General features: G+C 63.8%; 17 protein-coding genes. 10 read left to right on the forward strand and 7 right to left on the reverse strand.

What is annotated here, in order from left to right:
* Positions 1 to 1134 carry a patatin-like phospholipase family protein gene (locus EJ079_RS11720; protein WP_127270167.1) on the forward strand — a complete coding sequence of 378 codons (1134 nt, stop codon included), beginning with the start codon at positions 1 to 3 and terminating at the stop codon, positions 1132 to 1134.
* Positions 1135 to 1167: 33 nt separating this feature from the next.
* Here the strand turns inward: EJ079_RS11720 and EJ079_RS11725 are convergent, their stop codons facing one another.
* On the reverse strand, positions 1168 to 1764 hold the full coding sequence (locus EJ079_RS11725; RefSeq protein WP_127809046.1) for a TetR/AcrR family transcriptional regulator: 597 nt from the start codon (positions 1762 to 1764) through the stop codon (positions 1168 to 1170).
* 122 nt (positions 1765 to 1886) lie between these two features.
* On the opposite strand from EJ079_RS11725, the gene EJ079_RS11730 reads away from it, so the two are divergent.
* From EJ079_RS11730 to EJ079_RS11755, 6 genes are all read left to right on the forward strand, one after another.
* Entirely contained in the window at positions 1887 to 2348 is a 462-nt protein-coding gene (locus EJ079_RS11730; RefSeq protein ID WP_127327650.1) for a (2Fe-2S)-binding protein, read from the forward strand.
* Positions 2349 to 2350: 2 nt separating this feature from the next.
* Positions 2351 to 4624 carry a xanthine dehydrogenase family protein molybdopterin-binding subunit gene (locus EJ079_RS11735; protein ID WP_127809047.1) on the forward strand — a complete coding sequence of 758 codons (2274 nt, stop codon included), beginning with the start codon at positions 2351 to 2353 and terminating at the stop codon, positions 4622 to 4624.
* Positions 4621 to 5229 (forward strand): hypothetical protein, encoded by a 609-nt coding sequence (locus EJ079_RS11740; RefSeq protein ID WP_127809048.1) that lies wholly within the window; start codon positions 4621 to 4623, stop codon positions 5227 to 5229. The genes EJ079_RS11735 and EJ079_RS11740 overlap by 4 nt, the downstream gene beginning before the upstream one ends.
* Positions 5230 to 5383: 154 nt before the next feature.
* Positions 5384 to 6556: an efflux RND transporter periplasmic adaptor subunit gene (locus tag EJ079_RS11745; protein WP_127809049.1), complete on the forward strand. Its 1173-nt coding sequence runs from the start codon at positions 5384 to 5386 to the stop codon at positions 6554 to 6556.
* Between the two features lie 82 nt (positions 6557 to 6638).
* On the forward strand, positions 6639 to 9818 hold the full coding sequence (locus EJ079_RS11750; protein WP_127266905.1) for an efflux RND transporter permease subunit: 3180 nt from the start codon (positions 6639 to 6641) through the stop codon (positions 9816 to 9818).
* Between the two features lie 92 nt (positions 9819 to 9910).
* The gene (locus EJ079_RS11755) at positions 9911 to 10069 is read left to right on the forward strand and encodes a DUF3309 family protein (protein WP_127809050.1); all 159 of its coding nucleotides are present in this window, start codon (positions 9911 to 9913) and stop codon (positions 10067 to 10069) included.
* 63 nt (positions 10070 to 10132) lie between these two features.
* Here EJ079_RS11755 and EJ079_RS11760 read toward each other — a convergent pair whose 3' ends face one another.
* Positions 10133 to 11092, reverse strand: a complete 960-nt coding sequence (locus EJ079_RS11760) for an SDR family oxidoreductase (RefSeq protein ID WP_127809051.1) — start codon at positions 11090 to 11092, stop codon at positions 10133 to 10135.
* A 98-nt stretch (positions 11093 to 11190) separates the two neighbouring features.
* Positions 11191 to 11400 (reverse strand): DUF680 domain-containing protein, encoded by a 210-nt coding sequence (locus EJ079_RS11765; RefSeq protein ID WP_127321943.1) that lies wholly within the window; start codon positions 11398 to 11400, stop codon positions 11191 to 11193.
* A 115-nt stretch (positions 11401 to 11515) separates the two neighbouring features.
* Here EJ079_RS11765 and EJ079_RS11770 point away from each other — a divergent pair, with 115 nt between their 5' ends.
* Positions 11516 to 12424, forward strand: coding sequence for a LysR family transcriptional regulator (locus tag EJ079_RS11770; RefSeq protein ID WP_127809052.1), 909 nt, complete (start codon positions 11516 to 11518; stop codon positions 12422 to 12424).
* On the opposite strand, the gene EJ079_RS11775 is transcribed toward EJ079_RS11770, so the two are convergent.
* From EJ079_RS11775 to EJ079_RS11785, 3 genes are all read right to left on the reverse strand, one after another.
* Entirely contained in the window at positions 12388 to 13563 is a 1176-nt protein-coding gene (locus EJ079_RS11775; protein ID WP_127809053.1) for an MFS transporter, read from the reverse strand. The genes EJ079_RS11770 and EJ079_RS11775 overlap by 37 nt on opposite strands.
* Positions 13564 to 13686: 123 nt before the next feature.
* Entirely contained in the window at positions 13687 to 13995 is a 309-nt protein-coding gene (locus tag EJ079_RS11780) for a DUF1244 domain-containing protein (RefSeq protein ID WP_027037142.1), read from the reverse strand.
* An 11-nt stretch (positions 13996 to 14006) separates the two neighbouring features.
* Complete coding sequence (locus EJ079_RS11785) at positions 14007 to 14804, reverse strand: N-formylglutamate amidohydrolase (RefSeq protein WP_127809054.1); 798 nt, start codon at positions 14802 to 14804, stop codon at positions 14007 to 14009.
* 245 nt (positions 14805 to 15049) lie between these two features.
* On the opposite strand from EJ079_RS11785, the gene EJ079_RS11790 reads away from it, so the two are divergent.
* Both EJ079_RS11790 and pyk read left to right on the forward strand, forming a co-directional pair.
* Positions 15050 to 15538, forward strand: a complete 489-nt coding sequence (locus EJ079_RS11790; protein WP_127327661.1) for a DUF1036 domain-containing protein — start codon at positions 15050 to 15052, stop codon at positions 15536 to 15538.
* Positions 15535 to 16971, forward strand: coding sequence for a pyruvate kinase (gene pyk, locus EJ079_RS11795; protein WP_013529204.1), 1437 nt, complete (start codon positions 15535 to 15537; stop codon positions 16969 to 16971). The genes EJ079_RS11790 and pyk overlap by 4 nt, the downstream gene beginning before the upstream one ends.
* Before the next feature lie 44 nt (positions 16972 to 17015).
* Here pyk and EJ079_RS11800 read toward each other — a convergent pair whose 3' ends face one another.
* Entirely contained in the window at positions 17016 to 18080 is a 1065-nt protein-coding gene (locus tag EJ079_RS11800) for an alpha/beta hydrolase (RefSeq protein ID WP_127809055.1), read from the reverse strand.
* Between the last annotated feature and the right edge of the window lie 118 nt (positions 18081 to 18198).

The raw sequence follows: 18198 nt of genomic DNA on the forward strand, positions 1-18198 counted from the left end.
ATGACCAAAAACGGCAAGGCGGAGGAGACAAAGAAGAAGATCAACATCGCGCTTCAGGGCGGCGGCTCGCACGGGGCCTTTTCCTGGGGTGTGCTCGACCGCCTGCTGGAGGACGGACGGCTGGAGATATCAGCAGTGTCCGGCACCAGCGCCGGCGCCATGAACGCGGTGGCGCTGGCCGACGGATATGTGCGCGGAGGTGTCGAGGGAGCGCGGCAGAAACTTGACGATTTCTGGCGCGCGGTGGCGGCCAAGGGCCGGTTCAGCCCGGTACACCGCATGCCGTGGGATGTCGCCTGGGGCAACTGGTCGATCGAGAATACGCCTGGCTATGTCTTCTTCGACACCATGTCGCGGGTGTTCTCGCCCTATGTCGCCAATCCGCTCGGCTTCAACCCGCTGCGCGACGTGGTTCAGCAGGAGATCGATTTCGACAATGTCCGCGCCTGCAAGTCGATGGAACTGTTCATCTCGGCGACCAATGTCGAGACCGGACAGTTGCGCGTCTTTTCCGATGGCGAGATCGACCTCGACACGGTGATGGCCTCGGCCTGCCTGCCGCAACTGTTCCGTGCTGTGGAGATCAAGGGGGTGCCCTATTGGGATGGCGGCTATGGCGGCAACCCGGCGCTTTATCCGTTCTTCAAGACGGCTGCGACCGAGGACGTGCTTCTGGTGCAGATCAATCCGGTGGTGCGGGAGGGAACACCAAGAAGCGCCAACGAGATCCAGAACCGCATCGACGAGATCGCCTTCAACGCCGGGTTGCTGCGCGAATTCCGCTCGATCGCCTTCGTCAAGGAACTGATCGCCGCCGGCCGTCTGCCGCATGGCGAGTATCGCGACATCCGCATGCACCGCATCGATGCCGACGAGGCGTTCAAGGACCTGTCGGCGTCCTCGAAGGTCAACGCCGAATGGGCGTTCCTGACCTACCTGCGTGATCTCGGCCGCACCGCCGCCAGCGACTGGCTGGAAGAGAATTACGAGGCCGTCGGCAAGCGACCGACGCTCGATCTCTCCGGCGAACTCGATGACGGCTTCAAGCCGGTGCGCGGTCCGGCACCTGGCCGGCGGGTCAAGGAATTTCTTGCGGCGCGCAAGAACCCGGAGGCAGAGCGCCGGCGCGCCTGAGCGACCAATCAATGTGCATCGATTGGTCCGCAATCATGCCTTCAAGGTCAGGTCGATCACCCTGATCAGGGCAGCGGCTGCCTGCCGCTGCCCCTCCGGATCTCTGATCCGCGCCTTCATGCCTTCCAGCCCGTCGAGCAGCATGTCGGCAAGCAGTTGCGCCGACAGGCCTCTGGCCGCCAGGTCGACGCCGTTCCTGGCTGCCTCGCGCTCGATCGCGGCGCTGATGTGTTGGCCAAGCCCGCCGCGCCAGCAGCCCACCAGATCGCCAAGGCTCGATTTCATGTCCAGCAATTCGGCGCCGTGCGGCGAAGCAACGACCGCGCCCATCATTGAGATGAATGCCTCGTCGATGGCCCGCATCATGCGCTCGGTGAAAGGACCATCGCCGGATAGGGCAATCTTTGCCGCCTCGACCGAGCGTGACAGGATCATCATGGCGATGGCGCGGAAAATGTCGGTCTTGTTCTTGAACAGGAGATAGAGCGCCGGGCGCGACATGTCTGCGGCGCGGGCGATATCGTCCATGGTGGTGCGCGAGAAACCATAGGCCAAAAACACCTTCATCGCGCCATCCAGGATACGGACGCGTTTGGGGTCTGTGGCGGTGATGTCTTCGATCTGGTTCATGGAGCAATTCTATCCTGCAAAATCCTATTTGACAAAATGACGAAATTTGTCAATCTGTATTAGGTGAAATGGCCGAGAGGACGCTTCGCCCTTGGCAGCGGACGACAACAAAGGGTATCCCCATGCGCCTTACCGTCGACGGGCAGTCATTCGATATCGATGCCGATCCGGACATGCCGCTGCTGTGGGCGCTGCGCGATCTCATTGGCAAGACCGGGCCGAAATTCGGCTGCGGCATCGCCGCCTGCGGCGCCTGCACAGTTCACGTTGACGGTCAGCCGGTGCGTTCCTGCTCACTCCCGGTTGGGCAGGTCAGCGGCGCTATCACGACCATTGAAGGCATCGGCACCGCGGGGAAGCTGCATCCGGTGCAGCAGGCATGGCTGGAGGAACAGGTCGCGCAATGCGGCTACTGCCAGGCCGGCCAGATCATGAGCGCGGTGGCGCTGCTCGATGAAGTCGCCGACCCAAGCGATGCCGACATCGACAACGCCATGGGCGGCAATCTCTGCCGCTGCGGCACCTATCCCAAAATCCGCTCGGCCATCAAGAAGGCCGCGGCGCTCAAGACGGCGGGTCTCTGACCATGGCCAGTGTCGGAAAGATCGCCCGCCGCACGTTTCTGATCGGCGCTGCCGCTGTCGCGGGCGGCGTTGCCGTCGGCTATTACTACTATCGCAAGCCTTTTCCGAACCCGCTCGAGGCCGAACTCGGCAAGGGCGAGGCGACGTTCAACCCCTATGTGAAGATCGGCGCCGACAACACCATCACCATCGTCGCGCCGCGCGCCGAGATGGGGCAAGGCATCTCGACGACGCTGGCGGCCATGGTCGCAGAGGAACTCGACGTCGGGCTCGACCGGGTTAAGGTCGAGCATGGACCAGCATCCCATGCCTACTACAACGCCGCGATCCTTCAAGAGGGCGGTCCGTTCGCCTTCTTCGACGAGAGCATGACGGCGCAAGCGGTGCGCTCGGGTCTCGGCGTGGTTGGCAAGTTCCTTGCCCTGCAGGGCACCGGGGGTTCGGCTTCGACACGCGATGGTTTTGACAAGATGCGGCAAGCGGGTGCCGCTGCCCGGCAGATGCTGATCGCGGCTGCGGCGCAAGAACTGGGTGTTGCCGCAGCCGATCTGGAAACGGCCGACGGTTCGATCCTGCACAAGGCGTCGGGCAAGTCGCTGACCTATGGCGCGGTCGCCGCGGCTGCCGCCGCGATGGCGCCGCCGGACGAAGTCAGGCTCAAGGACAAAGCCGACTGGAAGCTGCTGGGAAAGCCGCAAAAGCGCATCGACATGCTGGCCAAGGTCACCGGGGCGCCGATCTTCGGCATCGATGTCAGGCTGCCGGACATGCTCTACGGCACGGTCAAGATGAGCCCGCGCTTCTGGGCCAAGCCGGTCAAGGCGGACCTTTCCAGGGCCGAAAAAATGCCCGGCGTGATCAAGATCGTGCCGCTTGAGACGAATTATGGCCATGGCTTCGGCATCATCGCCGACAACACATGGGCGGCATTCAAGGCGGCCGAGGCGATCGACGCCCAGTGGTTCGATCCCGAATACCCGCTCGGCAGCGCTGCCATTTCAGATGTGCTGAAGCAGGCGCTTGCCACCAAGGGGTCGGTGATGCGCGACAATGGCGACGTCGATACCGCTTTTGCCGACGCGCCGCGCGAAAGGATCGTCGAGGCAGACTATGCCGTGCCCTATCTGGCGCATGCGACGATGGAGCCGATGAACGCCACGGCGCAGCTCAGGGACGGCGCGCTAGACATCTGGTGCGGGAACCAGGCGCCGACCCTGGTGCGGCAGCTTTGCGCCAACGCGGTCGGCATCGGGCAGGACAAGATCAATGTGCACACCACCTTCATGGGCGGCGGTTTCGGCCGGCGCGTCGAGGTGGATTACGCACTGTGCGCCGCGCTGATGGCGAAGGAGACGGGCGGGCGTCCGGTCAAGGTGACCTGGACGCGTGAAGAAGACATGCGCCACGACGCCTACCGGCCAGCCGCAATAGGCAAGTTCCAGGCGCGGCTCGGCGACGATGGCATGCCAGTGGCCGTCGACATGAAGATGGCCTCGCCATCGGTGATTGCCGGCATGCTGCGCCGGCTGTTCCCCTCGATATCGCCGCTCGGTCCCGACAAGACCATCGTCGATGGCGCCTACGACCAACCCTACTCCATCCCGAATTACCGGGTCACTGGTGTCGCGGCGCCGGTCTCCATCCCTGTCGGCTCCTGGCGCTCGGTCGGCAGCTCGGTCAACGGCTTCTTCCACGAGGGTTTTATGGACGAGATCGCCATTGCCGGAAAAATCGATCAGGTAGAGATGCGCAAGAGACTGATGGCCGCTTATCCCTCGGCGGTGAAGGTGGTGGAGAAAGTCGCCGCGATGGCGAAATGGGGCGAGGCGCTGCCCGCCGGCAAGGCCAGGGGCATGGCCTTCACGCTGTCCTTCGGCAGCTGGGTCGGCGAGATCGTCCAGGTGGCGGACACGCCGGCCGGCATCCGCATCGAGAAGGTGTGGATCGCCGCCGATGTCGGCACCGCGCTCGACCCCGGCATCATCGAGGCGCAGTTGATCTCGGCGGCCATCTACGGTCTTTCGGCGGCGATGGGGCAGGAAATCACCTTCGCCGACGGCATGGTCGAACAGTCGAACTTCCACGATTTCGACGCCATGCGGATCTTCCAGTGCCCGGTATTCGAAGTTGCCATCCTGGAAAACTTCCACAGGATGGGCGGCGTCGGCGAGGTCGGCACACCGCCGGCGGCTCCGGCGCTCGCCAACGCCATCTTCGCGCTCACCGGAAAGCGCATCCGCACGCTGCCGCTGTCGAAAACGGTGGCCTTCGCATGAAGAAGCTCGTCATCATGCTGACGCCTGCTGCCATGCTTGTGCTCGCAGCATCGTTTGCGATCGCGCAAGAGAGCCAGACGCCGACGCCGGTGGCAGTCGACACAGCAAAAGCCCTGTCCGAATGGGACAAGGTCTATGCGGTGTTCTCGCATCCGCGCTGCGCCGACTGTCATGTCGCGGACGAGCGACCGCGCTGGTCGGGTGCGCATTACGGCGGCACGCTCGTGCACGCCTTCAATGTCCAGCGCGGTGCTGACGGGTCGGGCTTCGGCAGTCCGGGCCTGCGTTGCATGACTTGCCATTTCTCCAGCAATTCCAGGGCATTGCACGGGCCGCCCGGGGCCGAGAACTGGCACCTGGCGCCAGCCGAGATGGCCTGGTTCGGCAAGTCCTCGGCCGAAATCTGCGCCCAGATCAAGGATCCCTTGCGCAACGGCAACCGCAGCTTGAAGGACATCGCGGTGCATGTTCGCGACGACAGACTGGTCGCCTGGGGCTGGGCGCCGGGATCGGGTCGTGAACCGGCTCCGGGCTCCGCCGAAGCGACCTATCAAGCGATCGAAAACTGGGCGGCGGCGGGCGCATCTTGCCCGGTGGCGCAATGATCTTGCAACTTTCAGACTATATTGCGGTGCAACTTTGATGTAGAAGCGCGCTTCGCCGATCACGGCAAATTGAACACGGCCCGGCGCGCACCCATATCGGCGACGCGCCCGCGTTATGAGGACGCTGGCCGAACCCGCAGTGGAAAAAACGACGATGAGAATCAGGTTTCACAAGCTTGCAGCCGTTGTTGTGCTCATTGGTTTCGCGGCATGGATGGCGACAGGCGAGTTTTCGTCAGTCGGCAGCGTAGCCGCCAACAAAGCCAAGGCAGCCGAAGCCGAACAGGCCAAGGCGCCCGATGCGGCGAAGCCCAAGCAGGCGGAAGCCGAGCCGAAGGCACCGCTGCGCACGGTCGCTGTGGTGACGCCGCCACGCAAGACCTATGCACGCGCCATCCGCATTTCCGGGCTGACCGAAGCCGACAAGCGGGCGGTGCTGGCGACGCGCGTCGCCGGTGTCATCGACAAGCTGCCTGTCAAGCAAGGCGATCACGTCAAGACGGGGGATCTGGTGCTGATGCTTGCGGCGGAAGAAAAGATCTCGATGGTCGACAACGCCAAGCAATTGGTGGTGCAGCGCCAGGCCGAGCTGGACGCAGCCTTGCGGCTGATGAAATCAGGCAATCTGCCGAAGCTGCAGCTCGACACCGCGCGCTCGAACCTGACCTCGGCGCAGTCGCAGCTGGAAACGGCACAGGCCGAACTCGACCGCAACGAGGTGAAGGCGCCTTTCGACGGCGTTATCGACCGGGTGCCGGTGGAACTTGGCAGCTCCATCATGCAAGGCGGCGAGGTGGCGACCATCCTCAAGCTCGATCCGGTGATTGCCCGCGGCGAAGTCAGCGAGCGCGATCTCGGCTACCTCAAGCTCGGCGACAAGGCCACCATACGGCTGGTCAGCGGCCAGACCGTCCAAGGCACCGTGCGCTACATCAGCCGCGACGCCTCGTCGGCGACCCGCACCTTCCGCGTCGAGGTTGCCGTCCCCAATGCCGACGGCTCGGTGCCGGCCGGCATGACGGCGGAAATCTCGCTCAACGCACAGCCCACCGACGCGGTGCTGCTGCCGCGCTCGGTCGTGACGCTCGGCGACAAGGGCGACCTCGGCATCCGTGCCGTGGGCAAGGACAACAAGGTAGCGTTCTTCCCCATCGACCTCGTCGATGACACGCCGACCGGCCTCGTCCTCGGCGGCATCCCGGCCGACGCCCGCATCATCGTCGCCGGCCAGGAACTGGTGAAGGAAGGCGATCTGGTCAATCCGGTCGAGGCCGACCAAGCGATCATCAAGAAGCTGCTCGGCGAAGCGACGGCCGGCACGCAGTAGGAAGAGATCGCGACGGCCTAGCCCTGGGCGGGGACAATCGGCTGCGACGCAGCTCGTGGAAATTCAAGAACAGGCGTTAGCCATGGATATCGTCAGACTCGCAATCAACAATGCCCGCCTGACCATTTCGGTCCTCGTCTTCCTTCTGCTGGCGGGCTGGGTCGCCTATCAGGCGACGCCAAAGGAAGCGGAGCCCGACGTTCCGATTCCGATGATGTATGTCAGCCTGATCTACCAGGGCATTTCGCCCGAGGATTCGGAGCGGCTTCTGCTGCGGCCGATGGAAAGCAAGCTGAAAAGCCTGAAGGGCCTCAAGGAGATGCGTTCGGCCGCCTTCCAGGGCGGCGGCTACGTGCTGGTCGAATTCCAGCCGCAGACCAATCTGGCCACTGCGCTGCAGGACACGCGCAGCAAGGTGCAGGACGCCAAGGCCGACCTGCCGCAGGCGGCGGAAGAACCCGTCGTCACCGAAGTCAACATTTCCGAATTTCCCGTGCTCGTCGTCACGCTCTCGGGAAATCTGCCCGAACGCGTGCTGACCGCCGCCGCGCGTGAACTGCGCGACCGCATCGAGGAGGTTCCCGGTGTTCTCGAGGGCTCGCTGCAGGGTGCGCGCGACGATCTCGTCGAGGTCGTCATCGATCCGATGAAGCTGTCTTCCTATGGGCTGCAACTCGATCAACTGATCGGTGCGGTCGGCAACTCCAACAGCCTGGTCGCCGCCGGCAATATCGAAGGCTCGGAGGGCAAATACGCCGTCAAGGTACCGTCGCTGATCGAAACGCCGGAGGATGTCGCCGCACTGCCGGTGGTCGCCGGCCCCAATGCCGTGGTGCAGGCCAAGGACATCGCGACGATCCGTTCGACCTTCAAGGATGCCGAGACGGTGACCCGTCTCAACGGCAAGCCGGCCATCGCCATCGAAGTCAAGAAGCGCATCGGCTCCAACCTGATCGACACCATCGCCAAGGTGCGAACGGTGTCCGACGAGTTCGTCAAGTCGATGCCCGAGGGCATGAACGTCACCTACACGCAGGACAAGTCGGTCTTCGTCAACCAGCTGCTCGGCGACCTGCAGAACCATGTGATGATCGCCGTCATCCTGGTGTTCATCGTCATCCTCTACGCGCTGTCCGGACGCGCCTCGCTGCTCATCGGGCTTGCGATTCCGTCGTCCTTCCTGATCGGCATCCTGCTGCTGGCGATGATGGGCTACACGATCAACATGATCGTGCTGTTCAGCCTGATCCTGGCCGTCGGCATGCTGGTCGACGATGCCATCATCGTCACCGAGTTCGCCGAACGGCGGATGAGCGAGGGCATGCCGAAGGAGGAAGCCTTCGCGCTCGCCGCCAAGCGCATGGCCGGTCCGGTCATCGCCGCGACGATGACGCGCATCGCCGCCTTCTCGCCGCTGCTGTTCTGGCCGGGCATCATCGGCGACTTCATGAAGTACATGCCGATCACGCTGATCGTCACGCTATCGGCCTCGATGCTCTACGCGCTTGTCTTCGCGCCGACGCTGGGTGCGATCTTCGCCAAGGCGCCGCCGCATCATGAGGATGACAATCGCGACGGCTGGTACATGGCGATCGTCAAGCAGGCGGTGCGCTTCCCCATCACCGTGCTGGTGCTGACCGTCGCGCTCTTGTTCGGCGTCGGCTTTGCCTATTCGAAATACGGCGCCGGCGTCGAGTTCTTCCCGAATGTCGAGCCGGATTATGGCCTGCTCTACGTGCATGCGCGCGGCAATCTTTCGCTGGCCGAAATGGATACCGCGACCAAGATCGCGGAAGACAGGCTGCTCGGCTGGCCGGGTGTGAAGTCGGTCTACACCCGCGTCGGCAAGACGCAAGGCGGCGGCCAGGATATCCCCGAAGACGTCGTCGGAGTCATCCAGTACGAATTTATCGACTGGCGCGAGCGCAAGTCGGCGAACCACATCCTGGACGATCTGCGCGGCGTCATGGCCGGCATTCCCGGCGTCGATGTCGAGGTGCGCGTGCCGGAAGCCGGTCCGCCGACCGGCAAGCCGATCCAGATCAGGCTTTCGGCCGTCGACCCCAAGGGGCTCGACGACAAGGCCCGTGAGGTCGCGGCGCGCATCGGCAAGGTGCCCGGCGTCATCGATATTTCCGACGGCCTGCCGCCGCCCGGTGTCGACTGGGCGCTCGAGGTGGATCGTGCCAAGGCGGCGCAGTACGGCATCAGCCCAACCTCGGTCGGCACGGTGGTGCAACTGGTGACCAACGGGTTGAAGCTCTCGGAATACCGGCCCGCCGGCGCCGACGACGCGGTCGACATAAGGCTGCGCCTGCCCGAAGACCGGCGCACGCTGTCGACGCTCGACGAACTCAGGGTGCAGACCTCACAAGGCTCGGTGCCGATCTCGAACTTCGTCGTGCGCAAGCCCGAGCCGACGGTCGGCATCCTCAACCGCATCGACGGCGCGCGTACGGTGGTCGTCCAGGCCAACGTCGCCGCCGGCGCTCAGGTCGCGGCTGTGCAGGAGCAGGTCACCAAGGCCGTCTCCGACATGGATCTCGGCAGCGGCATCCGCTGGAAGCTGGCCGGTTCGAACGAGGACAGCGCCGAAGCCAGCGCCTTCCTCAGCAAGGCCTTCGGGGCGGCGATCTTCCTGATCTTCCTGGTGCTTCTGGCGCAGTTCAACAAGTTCACCAGCGTCTGGCTGGTGCTGTCCTGCGTGGTCATGGCGACGATCGGCGTGTTCCTCGGGCTGCTGATAACCGGCGAGACGTTCGGCATCGTCATGTCGGGCATCGGCGTCATCGCTCTGGCCGGCGTGGTGGTGAACAACAACATCGTGCTGATCGACACCTATGACCGGCTGCGTGAAGAAGGCTGGGACAAGGTCGAGGCGGTGCTGCAGACTTGCCGCGAGCGCGCCCGCCCGGTCGTGCTGACGGCTGTGTCGGCCATTCTCGGCGTGCTGCCGATCGCCTTCGGCCTCGGGTTGGAAATCTTCCATCACGAGACGACGATCAACGCGCCGTCGACGCAATGGTGGATTTCGCTCTCCTCGGCGATCGTCTTCGGCCTGTCCTTCGCCACGGTGCTGACGCTGGTGGTGACGCCGTCGATGCTGATGGTGTTCACCCGCGCCAAGGTCAAGCCGGGCGCACGGCGCGGCTTGATCAGCCGTCTGTTCCGGCGCGGCAAGGTCGAGATTTCATCGACCGATGCGCCAGGGCGGGATGCCGGAGCCGGGCCGGATATCGCCTTTCCGAAAGCCGCCGAATAGATCATTGCCGATTTGACCGGCAAAGGCCGCCCGGAACAACCGGGCGGCCTTTTGCATTGTTCTTGGGCGAAAAGTCGAATTGCGGGGTTCTCATGCCGATCACCACCATCGTCATCATCGTCCTGGTCCTTATCCTCATCGGCGCGGTGCCGGCCTGGCCGCATTCGCGCTCCTGGGGCTATGGGCCCTCGGGTATTGTCGGCGTGGTGCTGGTGTTGCTTATGGTGCTGCTGTTGATGGGACGGCTCTGAGGCGCCCTCTCAGTCCGCGGAGATTGTTAATCTGCGGAGGAGCATCGCCCGCTATCGCGGAGGTCAGGCAGCTTTCGCAACGCAGGTCACGGTGGCAATGCCGATATCCCCGAGCGCTTCAGCAACCGCCTGATCCAACGGCGTGTGCGGAATCTCGCCGACGATGCCTTCCAGCCGCATCGAAGCCAGTTGATGCGGCTCGAAGCGCAGGTAGGACATGGAGACGATCTCGCGCCACATCGCTACGAACGGGCTGCCAGCGCGCAGTACCCACCAGGGCATCGAAGTCATCTTGAGCGGACGACCAATAGCCTTCTCGGCAGCGGCCTTGATCTGCAGATCGGTAACCGCGTGGCCCGGAAAGTTCAGCGCTTCATAGAAGCCGAGCTTGTCCAGATTGCGCGCCAGCGCGACGAAGCCCACAGCGAAGTCAGGCAGATAGGCCCATTCATGTACGAGGTCGACCGGGCCAGGCGCGGTGTAGATACCTTTGTTGATCTTGGCGGCAACGATCAGGTCGAACCATGATCCGCTGCCGGTGCCGCCGAAGAAATCGCCGGCCCGCAGAAGGATGGTGCGGACGCGGCCCGCGTCGGCCTCGCGACGAAACAATTCCTCCATGGCGCAGCGGATGCGGCCCTTTTGCGTGCTCGGATGGAAGGGTGTGTCTTCCGATATCACCGCCGGCATCGGTGAGCCGTAATTGTAAACGGTGCCGGGGAAGAGGTGCAGTGCGCCATTCGCATGGCAGGCAGCCATGACATTCTGCGCCATCGGCAGGCACTTGCCCCAGTCGGTGTAGATCGGGTTGAGGCCGTTGAAGATGATATCGACACCTTGCGTGGCGCGGATGAGGGCCACGCGGTCGAGCGCGTCACCGGCAACGGCTGTGGCGCCTTTGAGTTCGGCCGGCACCTTGCCGTTGCGGGTGACTGCGCGAACCTCGTAGCCCGCGTCGATGAAGGCCTTGGCGACCACGCGGCCGAGCCGGCCACTGGCACCGAGAATTGCGATACTGGTCATTGGAAGCACTCCTGGGTTGGGATTTGCGTGGTCGGTCTGGACGCGCGATCGGGATCAGCGACAAGCGCGATCGAGATCAGCGACGAGCGCGATCGAGATCAGCGGCTGCCGAAGAGGTCGCGGTTGCTGCCCTGCGTGACCGGTTGCCGGACGGCCGCATCCGGGTTGTGGATCGAAGCGGTGGTCGTGTTGTCGGTGCTGGTGACAGCCGGCTGGCTGGCGTCGTTCGACCCAAACTTGTCGCTGCCGGCAAAAGCGGCGCTGACGGAAATGAGGATGGCGGCGGCGGTGAGGGCGATCTTGGTCATCTGAGTTCGCCTGGTTGGTGTTTGCAGTCCGTGTTGGTGTCTGCAGCCGGAATATGGTCGCTCCGAATGCGAATGGAAATTGAACTACAGATGGCGTTCTGATATTCATAAATGAATGACTGAAATCGACTGGAACCTGATCAAGAGCTTTGTCGCCGTGGCAGAATCCGGCAGCCTGTCGGCCGCCGCGCGAAAGCTTTCGGCCAGCCAGCCGACGCTTGGCCGTCACATCGGCGAGTTGGAACAGGCGCTGGGCGTCACGCTGTTCCGTCGAGGACGGCACGGCTACGAACTGACGGAGGCCGGCAGCACGCTGTTCGAACGCGGCAAGGCGGTCAGCGAGCAGGCAAGCGCCTTCTCACTCCTGGCGCTGGGTTCGGTCGAGGCCATCGAAGGCACGGTGCGCATCGCCGCCAGCGAGGTCGTGGCGGCCTATGTCCTGCCTGAGATGACGATGCGGCTGGGGATCGAGGAGCCCGGCATCGAGGTCGAGATCGTTGCTTCGAACCAGGTCGAGAACCTGCTGCGTCGAGATGCCGACATCGCCATCCGCATGGTCAAGCCGGCGCAGAACGAGCTGACGGCACGCAAGGTCTGCGATATCGAGCTCTGCGCCTGCGCGGCCAAATCCTATCTCGACAGGCGCGGCCGTCCGCTGAAGCCTGCCGATCTTGTCGACCACGATCTGGTCGGCTTCGATCGCGGCGACGAGATCATCAGGGGCTTTACCCAGCATGGCATCCCCGTCACCCGGAGCAGCTTCCGCTTCAGGGCCGACAACCAGATCGTTTTGTGGGAAGCGGTGCGGGCGGGAAACGGCATTGGCCTCGGCCAGGAGCCGCTGGCCGACAGGGATCCTTTGATTGAGAAGGTGCTGCCTGACCTGCCGCTGCCGGTTCTGCCGGTGTGGCTGGCGATGCATCGCGATGTGCGTACCAGCGTGCGCATCCGCCGTGTGGTGGATTTCCTCCACGAGGAGCTGAAACGCTATTCGGCGGGTGCTGGCGCGAATTCGGCGCGGTGAGCGAGCCCGGCCATCAGCAACACGATGATCAGCAGTCCCGACATGGTGATGAAGATCGGGCCGAAGCTGGAATGCTCGGCAACGAAGCCGATCGCCGACGGCGCCACCAGTATGCCGCAGTATCCGATAGTGGTGACCACGCTCATGCCGGTGCCAGAAGACATGCCTTCCTGGTTGCCGCCGGCCGAAAAGATGATCGGCACCATATTGGCGATGCCGAAGCCGCAAAAGGCAAAGGCTGCAATGGCGAGCCAGGGCGAGGGCGCCAGGCCAGCCACCAGCATGCCGACCGCTGCTACCAGGGCCGACACGCGCAGCGTCGTCACCGCGCCGAAGCGATTGCGTATGCCGTCGCCGAAGAACCGCGTAATCGCCATGACGCCCGAAAATCCGGCGTAGGCGAGGCCGGCAACGGCAAGATCGGCGCCGAGCTCCTGGCGCAGATACAGGGCTGCCCAGTCGAGCACCGCGCCTTCGGAGATCATCGCCAGCAGCGCCATCAGTCCGATCAGATAAACCAGCGGGTTTGCCGGCAGTGCGAATTTGTGGTGCTCGGCTGCCTGCGGGCTGTCTTCGGTGAGGAGATGGCGAACGGCCACCGCGATCACCGCGAAGGCAAACACCGTTACCGCCGCCGCGTGGGCGAGGTGGCCGTAGTGCTGGATGGCAAAGCCGCCGAGGCCGCCGCCGGCGAAGCCGCCGAGACTCCAGAAGCCGTGCGAGGACGACATGACGGCGCGGGAGAGCCGCCGTTCGACCACCACGGCATTGGCATTCATGGCAACGTCCATGCCACCGATCGAGCCGCCGAAGATGATCATGGCCGCGGCCGCCAGCGGTACGTTGGGCGCCAGCGCCACGACCATCAGACCGAGGCTGCCGCACAGGGCGAACCAGCGCAGTACGGTGCGCGAGCCATGTCTGGAGATCAAATGGCCGCACCAGGTCATCGCGACGACGGCACCGACGCCGAATAAGAGAATCAGCAGGCCGAGCGTGAACTTCGAAATCTCCAGCCGGGTCAGGAACACCGGGATCTGCGGCGCCCAGCTGCCCGTCAGGAAGCCGTTGGCGAGAAAAATGGCCGCGAGCGCCCATCGTCCGCGAATGGCAGTCAGCTTGGCAATTGACGCGTTCATGAGGCGAATCCCGCTGAAAATGGCTTCGCGCGGCAAATTAGATCGATTCAATTTTCAGTCAAGGCTCTTTCGGGAAGCATTTTGGGCCAAACATAGCCTTAGGCGATCGCTGGGGCGACGGCGTCAATGATCCTGGGGGCGCCTTGCCTCGAATTCGGCCTTCTTGGCGTCGGAGGCCTCGGTCTGGTTCAGCGCCTGCCATTCCCCATAAGGCATGCCGTAGACGATCTCGCGCGACTGATCCTTGGTGAGATCGACGCCCTCGGCATTGGCTGCCTCGCGATACCAGTTCGACAGGCAGTTGCGGCAGAAGCCGGCGAGATTCATCAGGTCGATGTTCTGCACATCGTTGCGCTCGCGCAGATGCTCGACCAGCCGGCGGAAGGCGGCCGCTTCGAAGTCGCGTTGCTGCTCGTCGCTGAGTTCGGTCATCGAAACCTCCGTCATAGCGGCCCGGTGCGCGAGCCGAACATCTTCACCACATGTATATCGGGACGGCGGTCGATCGCGTCAACGATCGGCGCCAGCCGTTCGGCCCAGGCGAGCGCGCCCTTCTGGTCCGATATCAGATCCTGTCGGATCTCGATCAGCGCATGGGCGAAGCCGTTGACGATGGCGTGCTTGTACATGGTGTCGCCGCGCAGCGCGCCGTCATAGGGTTCGTTGTCGCCAACGACGAGGTTCTTGTCCTGCGACAGCATGTCTATCAAAGGCCGCGCCACGCGGTCGTCGAGGTCCCACAGGATGCCGACGTGCCAAGGACGCTGGATTCCTTGCATGGCCGGGGTGAAGGAATGCACCGAAAAGATGAAGGGCGTCTGGGCGGAAGCCTGTGCGACCGATGCGATCATGGCGCCGACGGCGTCGTGATAGGGCCGGTAGAACCCGTCGAGCCGCCTCTCGCGCTCATCGGCAGTAATGGGGTAATTCCCAGCTACGACAGTGCCGTCATAAAGCTGGCGAATGAGCGTCGGGTCGTCTTCGCCGCGATTGGGATCAATCAGCAGTCGCGAAAAATTGGCGAGCACCGCCGGCACGCCGAGCAGGGCAGCCAGTTCGCGCGTCACCGCCTCGACGCCGATGTCATAGGCGATGTGCCGGTCGAACTCGGCCGAGGGCAGGCCGAGGCTGCCGTAGTCGTCGGGCAGGTCGCGACGGGCATGATCGCCCAACAGCACGATGCCTCGCTTGCGGTCGCCCTCGATGATGTCGAAAGGCGCGAAAACTGTGGATCGGGTCATTGGCGGGAAATGGTCTGTTCGCGGGCTTCCGGGGAGGGTGCTATCGTCATTCCACGAAGACGACGCTTGCGCAATGCCGTTGTTTGGCCAAGGTTTCCCGGGAAATCTGGCACACGTCGGCGAATTGTGCGCCGGAGCCTTTCTAAATCGATTGGAATTGGACAAAACGGTGCGTTGACATGCGCCCGGACTTTTCCGAAAAGGGGCGCAGAGAGATGCTGATGTGGTTTTTGAGGGGTTTTCGGATGAGTTCCGCCGGCGGGCAGCGCATGCGCTCTGCCTTTGCCATGCCGCTCCTCACTTTTGCCATGGGCCTGTCGGCGATGGTCGTGGCTTCGCCGGCGCGTGCCGATTTCCGCGTCTGCAACGCCACGCAGAACCTGGTCGGTGTCGGCATCGGCTATCGCGCCAAGGCCGGCTGGATCACCGAAGGCTGGTGGCACATCGAGGGATCGAGCTGCAAGACGCTGATCGAAGGGCCGCTGTCATCAAGGTTTTACTATCTTTATGCAGAAGACGCCGAACGCGGTGGACGCTGGGACGGCCCGATCAATATGTGCGTGGCTGAAAAAGAGTTCAAGATCGCCGGCGTGACCGACTGCGTCGCCCGGGGCTTCCAGCGCGCCGGATTCCAGGAATATGACACGGGCGAACAGGCAAGCTGGATGGTCCAGCTGACCGATGAGTCCACAACGGGAGGCGCTCCAGCCGCCCCGGGAACAAACAGTCAATGAGACGTAGCCGCAAGGTCAAGATCCTAGCCACCATCGGTCCGGCCTCCTCGTCGGAGGAGATGCTGAAGAAACTGTTCGAAGCGGGCGCCGATGTGTTCCGCATCAATATGAGCCATACCGACCATGAACTGATGCGCACGCTGGTCGGACGCATCCGCGCTGTCGAGGAAGCGGTTGGCCGGCCGATCGGCATCCTCGCCGACCTACAAGGACCGAAGCTGCGCGTCGGCAAGTTCGCCAACGGGAAGGAAGTGCTGACGCAAGGCCAGACCTTCACCCTCGATGACAATCCCGAACCTGGCACCTCGACCAGGGTCTATCTGCCGCATCCGGAAATCCTGAGCTCGGTCGAAGCCGGCCATCGCCTGCTGATCGACGATGGCAAGCTCGAGCTGAAGGCGGTGAAGAGCGACGGCAAGTCGATCGTCTGCACCGTCGTCGCCGGCACCACGATTTCCGACAAGAAAGGCGTCAGCCTGCCCGACACCGACCTCCCGGTCGGTGCGCTGACCGAAAAGGACCGCAAGGATCTCGATGCCGTGCTGGCCACAGGCGTCGACTGGGTTGCGCTGTCCTTCGTGCAGCGGCCGGAGGATCTGGCCGAAGCGCGCAAGATCGCACGCGGCCGGGCGCTGATCATGGCCAAGATCGAAAAGCCGCAGGCCGTCGCCCGGCTGGCCGAGATCATCGAATTGTCCGACGCGCTGATGGTCGCCCGCGGCGATCTCGGCGTCGAGATGCCGCTCGAGGCGGTGCCCGGCATCCAGAAGCAGATCACGCGCGCGGCACGCCGCGCCGGCAAGCCGGTGGTGGTTGCAACGCAGATGCTGGAATCGATGATCACGGCGCCGGTGCCGACCCGCGCCGAAGTGTCCGATGTTTCGATCGCCGTCTTCGAAGGCGCCGATGCCATCATGCTGTCGGCGGAATCGGCGGCGGGTGCCTATCCCGTCGAGGCCGTGGCAATGATGAACCGTATCGCCACCAAGGTCGAAACCGATCCGACCTATGCCGGCATCATCAACGCCCAGCGCTCCGAGCCGGAAGCGACCGGCGCCGATGCCATTTCGCTGGCCGCGCGCGAAATCGCCGAAACGCTGAAGCTGTCGGCGATCATCACCTACACCGCATCGGGCACCACAGGCCTGCGCGCCGCCCGCGAGCGGCCGCAGGTGCCTGTTATCGCGCTGTCGCCGATCCTCAACACGGCGCGGCGGCTGTCGCTTTTGTGGGGCACGCATTGCGTCGTCTCACCCGACGCCGTCGATCTCGACGACATGGTCAATCGCGCCTGCCGCATCGCCTTCGACGAAGGCTTCGGCAAGCCTGGCGACCGCGTCATCATCACCGCGGGCGTGCCGCTGCGGACACCGGGTTCGACCAACATGCTGCGCATCGCCTATATCGGTTCGGACACACAAGTCAGCCGCTAGATTCCTGAAGCGTGTCGCCTCTGAACGGATTCAGGCGGCCCGCTTTAGGTCGGCGCAAGTTCGGCCTGCGGTACCTTGATATCGGCGCATCTGCCGGCGCCGTAGGCGTCGCCGGCGATGCGCGCCTCCACGGTCCTGGCCATCGCCTGCAGGTCTATATTCTTGCCAGCGACCTTCTCGATGGCGCCGACGGTCAGGTCGGTCGCGATCCAGTCTGGCTTGTGACCGAGATTGTGCACCCAGACGAGTTCGGCACCGGCAATGTCGCGCGCCAGGCCGACCGAATGGACATGTGCATAGACCACCTTGTCGCGATCGCCTGAAATCACCACGGTCGGCGCCTTGATCTCGGCGTAACGCGGTGCGGTGGCGAGCGCGTAGCGATAGAGCCCGGCGACATCGGTGGCGTTGGCACGAAAGGCTGTTGGTCGCAGCACCAGCGGGATAGAGGCCGAGCTGAGGTAATTGTCCGGCACCTTGTTGGGCGAAAAGACGCAGGTGGTGGCGTCAGCCATCTGCAGGGCTCCCGCCGGATAGGTGAGCGTTTCGGAAAACAGCCAACCGAGCACCGGCATGGTGGTCAGATCGTAGTACCAGGCGGTTGCGCCGCCCGGCCATGGGTGGGTCGCCGGTGCGAGAAAGACGAGCCCGAGCGTCTTGTCTGGATGTCCCCGGCCAAAGGCCGATGTCACCACGCCGCCGAAGGAATGGCCGACGATGACAGCATTCCTGATGCCGAGATGGTCCATCAGTGCGGCAATGGTGTTGGCCTGCGCCGACGGGTTCTCGTTGGTGGTGCCGCGACCCGACCAGCCATGGCCCGGCCGGTCGAGGAACAGCATTTCGGCGCGGCCTTCGAGCAAGGGGCGCTGCGGCAGCATCTGGTCCCTGAGATTGGCGCTGGCGCCGTGGATGAAGACGATCGGCGGCAGCTCGGCATTGGCGGGCGCCGGAACATGGACATAGTGGATGCGGGCGCCGTCGATGTCGGCGAACTCGCCGATCGGCGGATTGCGACGCTCGATCAGCCATGAGCCGACGCGGGTGACGCCGACAAAGCCGAAGATAAGCGCCATCAGGAAGGCAAGGGCGGCGTAGATCAGGTTCATGAGGGAGATACGAGGTGGAGGGGGATAAGTTGTAGGGGAGTAGGGGAGTAGGGGTCAGGTTCATGAGGGAGATACGAGGTGGAGGGGGATAAGTTGTAGGGGAGTAGGGGAGTAGGGG

The sequence above is a fragment of the Mesorhizobium sp. M7A.F.Ce.TU.012.03.2.1 genome (genome assembly GCF_004006095.1).
In the GTDB taxonomy this organism is placed as follows: domain Bacteria; phylum Pseudomonadota; class Alphaproteobacteria; order Rhizobiales; family Rhizobiaceae; genus Mesorhizobium.

What these genes read in the sequence shown, in the direction of transcription:
- EJ079_RS11720 (WP_127270167.1), top strand. Translation starts at nt 1, where the DNA reads ATGACCAAAAACGGCAAGGCGGAGGAGACAAAGAAGAAGATCAACATC.
- EJ079_RS11725 (WP_127809046.1), bottom strand. Translation starts at nt 1,764, where the DNA reads ATGAACCAGATCGAAGACATCACCGCCACAGACCCCAAACGCGTCCGT.
- EJ079_RS11730 (WP_127327650.1), top strand. Translation starts at nt 1,887, where the DNA reads ATGCGCCTTACCGTCGACGGGCAGTCATTCGATATCGATGCCGATCCG.
- EJ079_RS11735 (WP_127809047.1), top strand. Translation starts at nt 2,351, where the DNA reads ATGGCCAGTGTCGGAAAGATCGCCCGCCGCACGTTTCTGATCGGCGCT.
- EJ079_RS11740 (WP_127809048.1), top strand. Translation starts at nt 4,621, where the DNA reads ATGAAGAAGCTCGTCATCATGCTGACGCCTGCTGCCATGCTTGTGCTC.
- EJ079_RS11745 (WP_127809049.1), top strand. Translation starts at nt 5,384, where the DNA reads ATGAGAATCAGGTTTCACAAGCTTGCAGCCGTTGTTGTGCTCATTGGT.
- EJ079_RS11750 (WP_127266905.1), top strand. Translation starts at nt 6,639, where the DNA reads ATGGATATCGTCAGACTCGCAATCAACAATGCCCGCCTGACCATTTCG.
- EJ079_RS11755 (WP_127809050.1), top strand. Translation starts at nt 9,911, where the DNA reads ATGCCGATCACCACCATCGTCATCATCGTCCTGGTCCTTATCCTCATC.
- EJ079_RS11760 (WP_127809051.1), bottom strand. Translation starts at nt 11,092, where the DNA reads ATGACCAGTATCGCAATTCTCGGTGCCAGTGGCCGGCTCGGCCGCGTG.
- EJ079_RS11765 (WP_127321943.1), bottom strand. Translation starts at nt 11,400, where the DNA reads ATGACCAAGATCGCCCTCACCGCCGCCGCCATCCTCATTTCCGTCAGC.
- EJ079_RS11770 (WP_127809052.1), top strand. Translation starts at nt 11,516, where the DNA reads ATGACTGAAATCGACTGGAACCTGATCAAGAGCTTTGTCGCCGTGGCA.
- EJ079_RS11775 (WP_127809053.1), bottom strand. Translation starts at nt 13,563, where the DNA reads ATGAACGCGTCAATTGCCAAGCTGACTGCCATTCGCGGACGATGGGCG.
- EJ079_RS11780 (WP_027037142.1), bottom strand. Translation starts at nt 13,995, where the DNA reads ATGACCGAACTCAGCGACGAGCAGCAACGCGACTTCGAAGCGGCCGCC.
- EJ079_RS11785 (WP_127809054.1), bottom strand. Translation starts at nt 14,804, where the DNA reads ATGACCCGATCCACAGTTTTCGCGCCTTTCGACATCATCGAGGGCGAC.
- EJ079_RS11790 (WP_127327661.1), top strand. Translation starts at nt 15,050, where the DNA reads ATGAGTTCCGCCGGCGGGCAGCGCATGCGCTCTGCCTTTGCCATGCCG.
- pyk (WP_013529204.1), top strand. Translation starts at nt 15,535, where the DNA reads ATGAGACGTAGCCGCAAGGTCAAGATCCTAGCCACCATCGGTCCGGCC.
- EJ079_RS11800 (WP_127809055.1), bottom strand. Translation starts at nt 18,080, where the DNA reads ATGAACCTGATCTACGCCGCCCTTGCCTTCCTGATGGCGCTTATCTTC.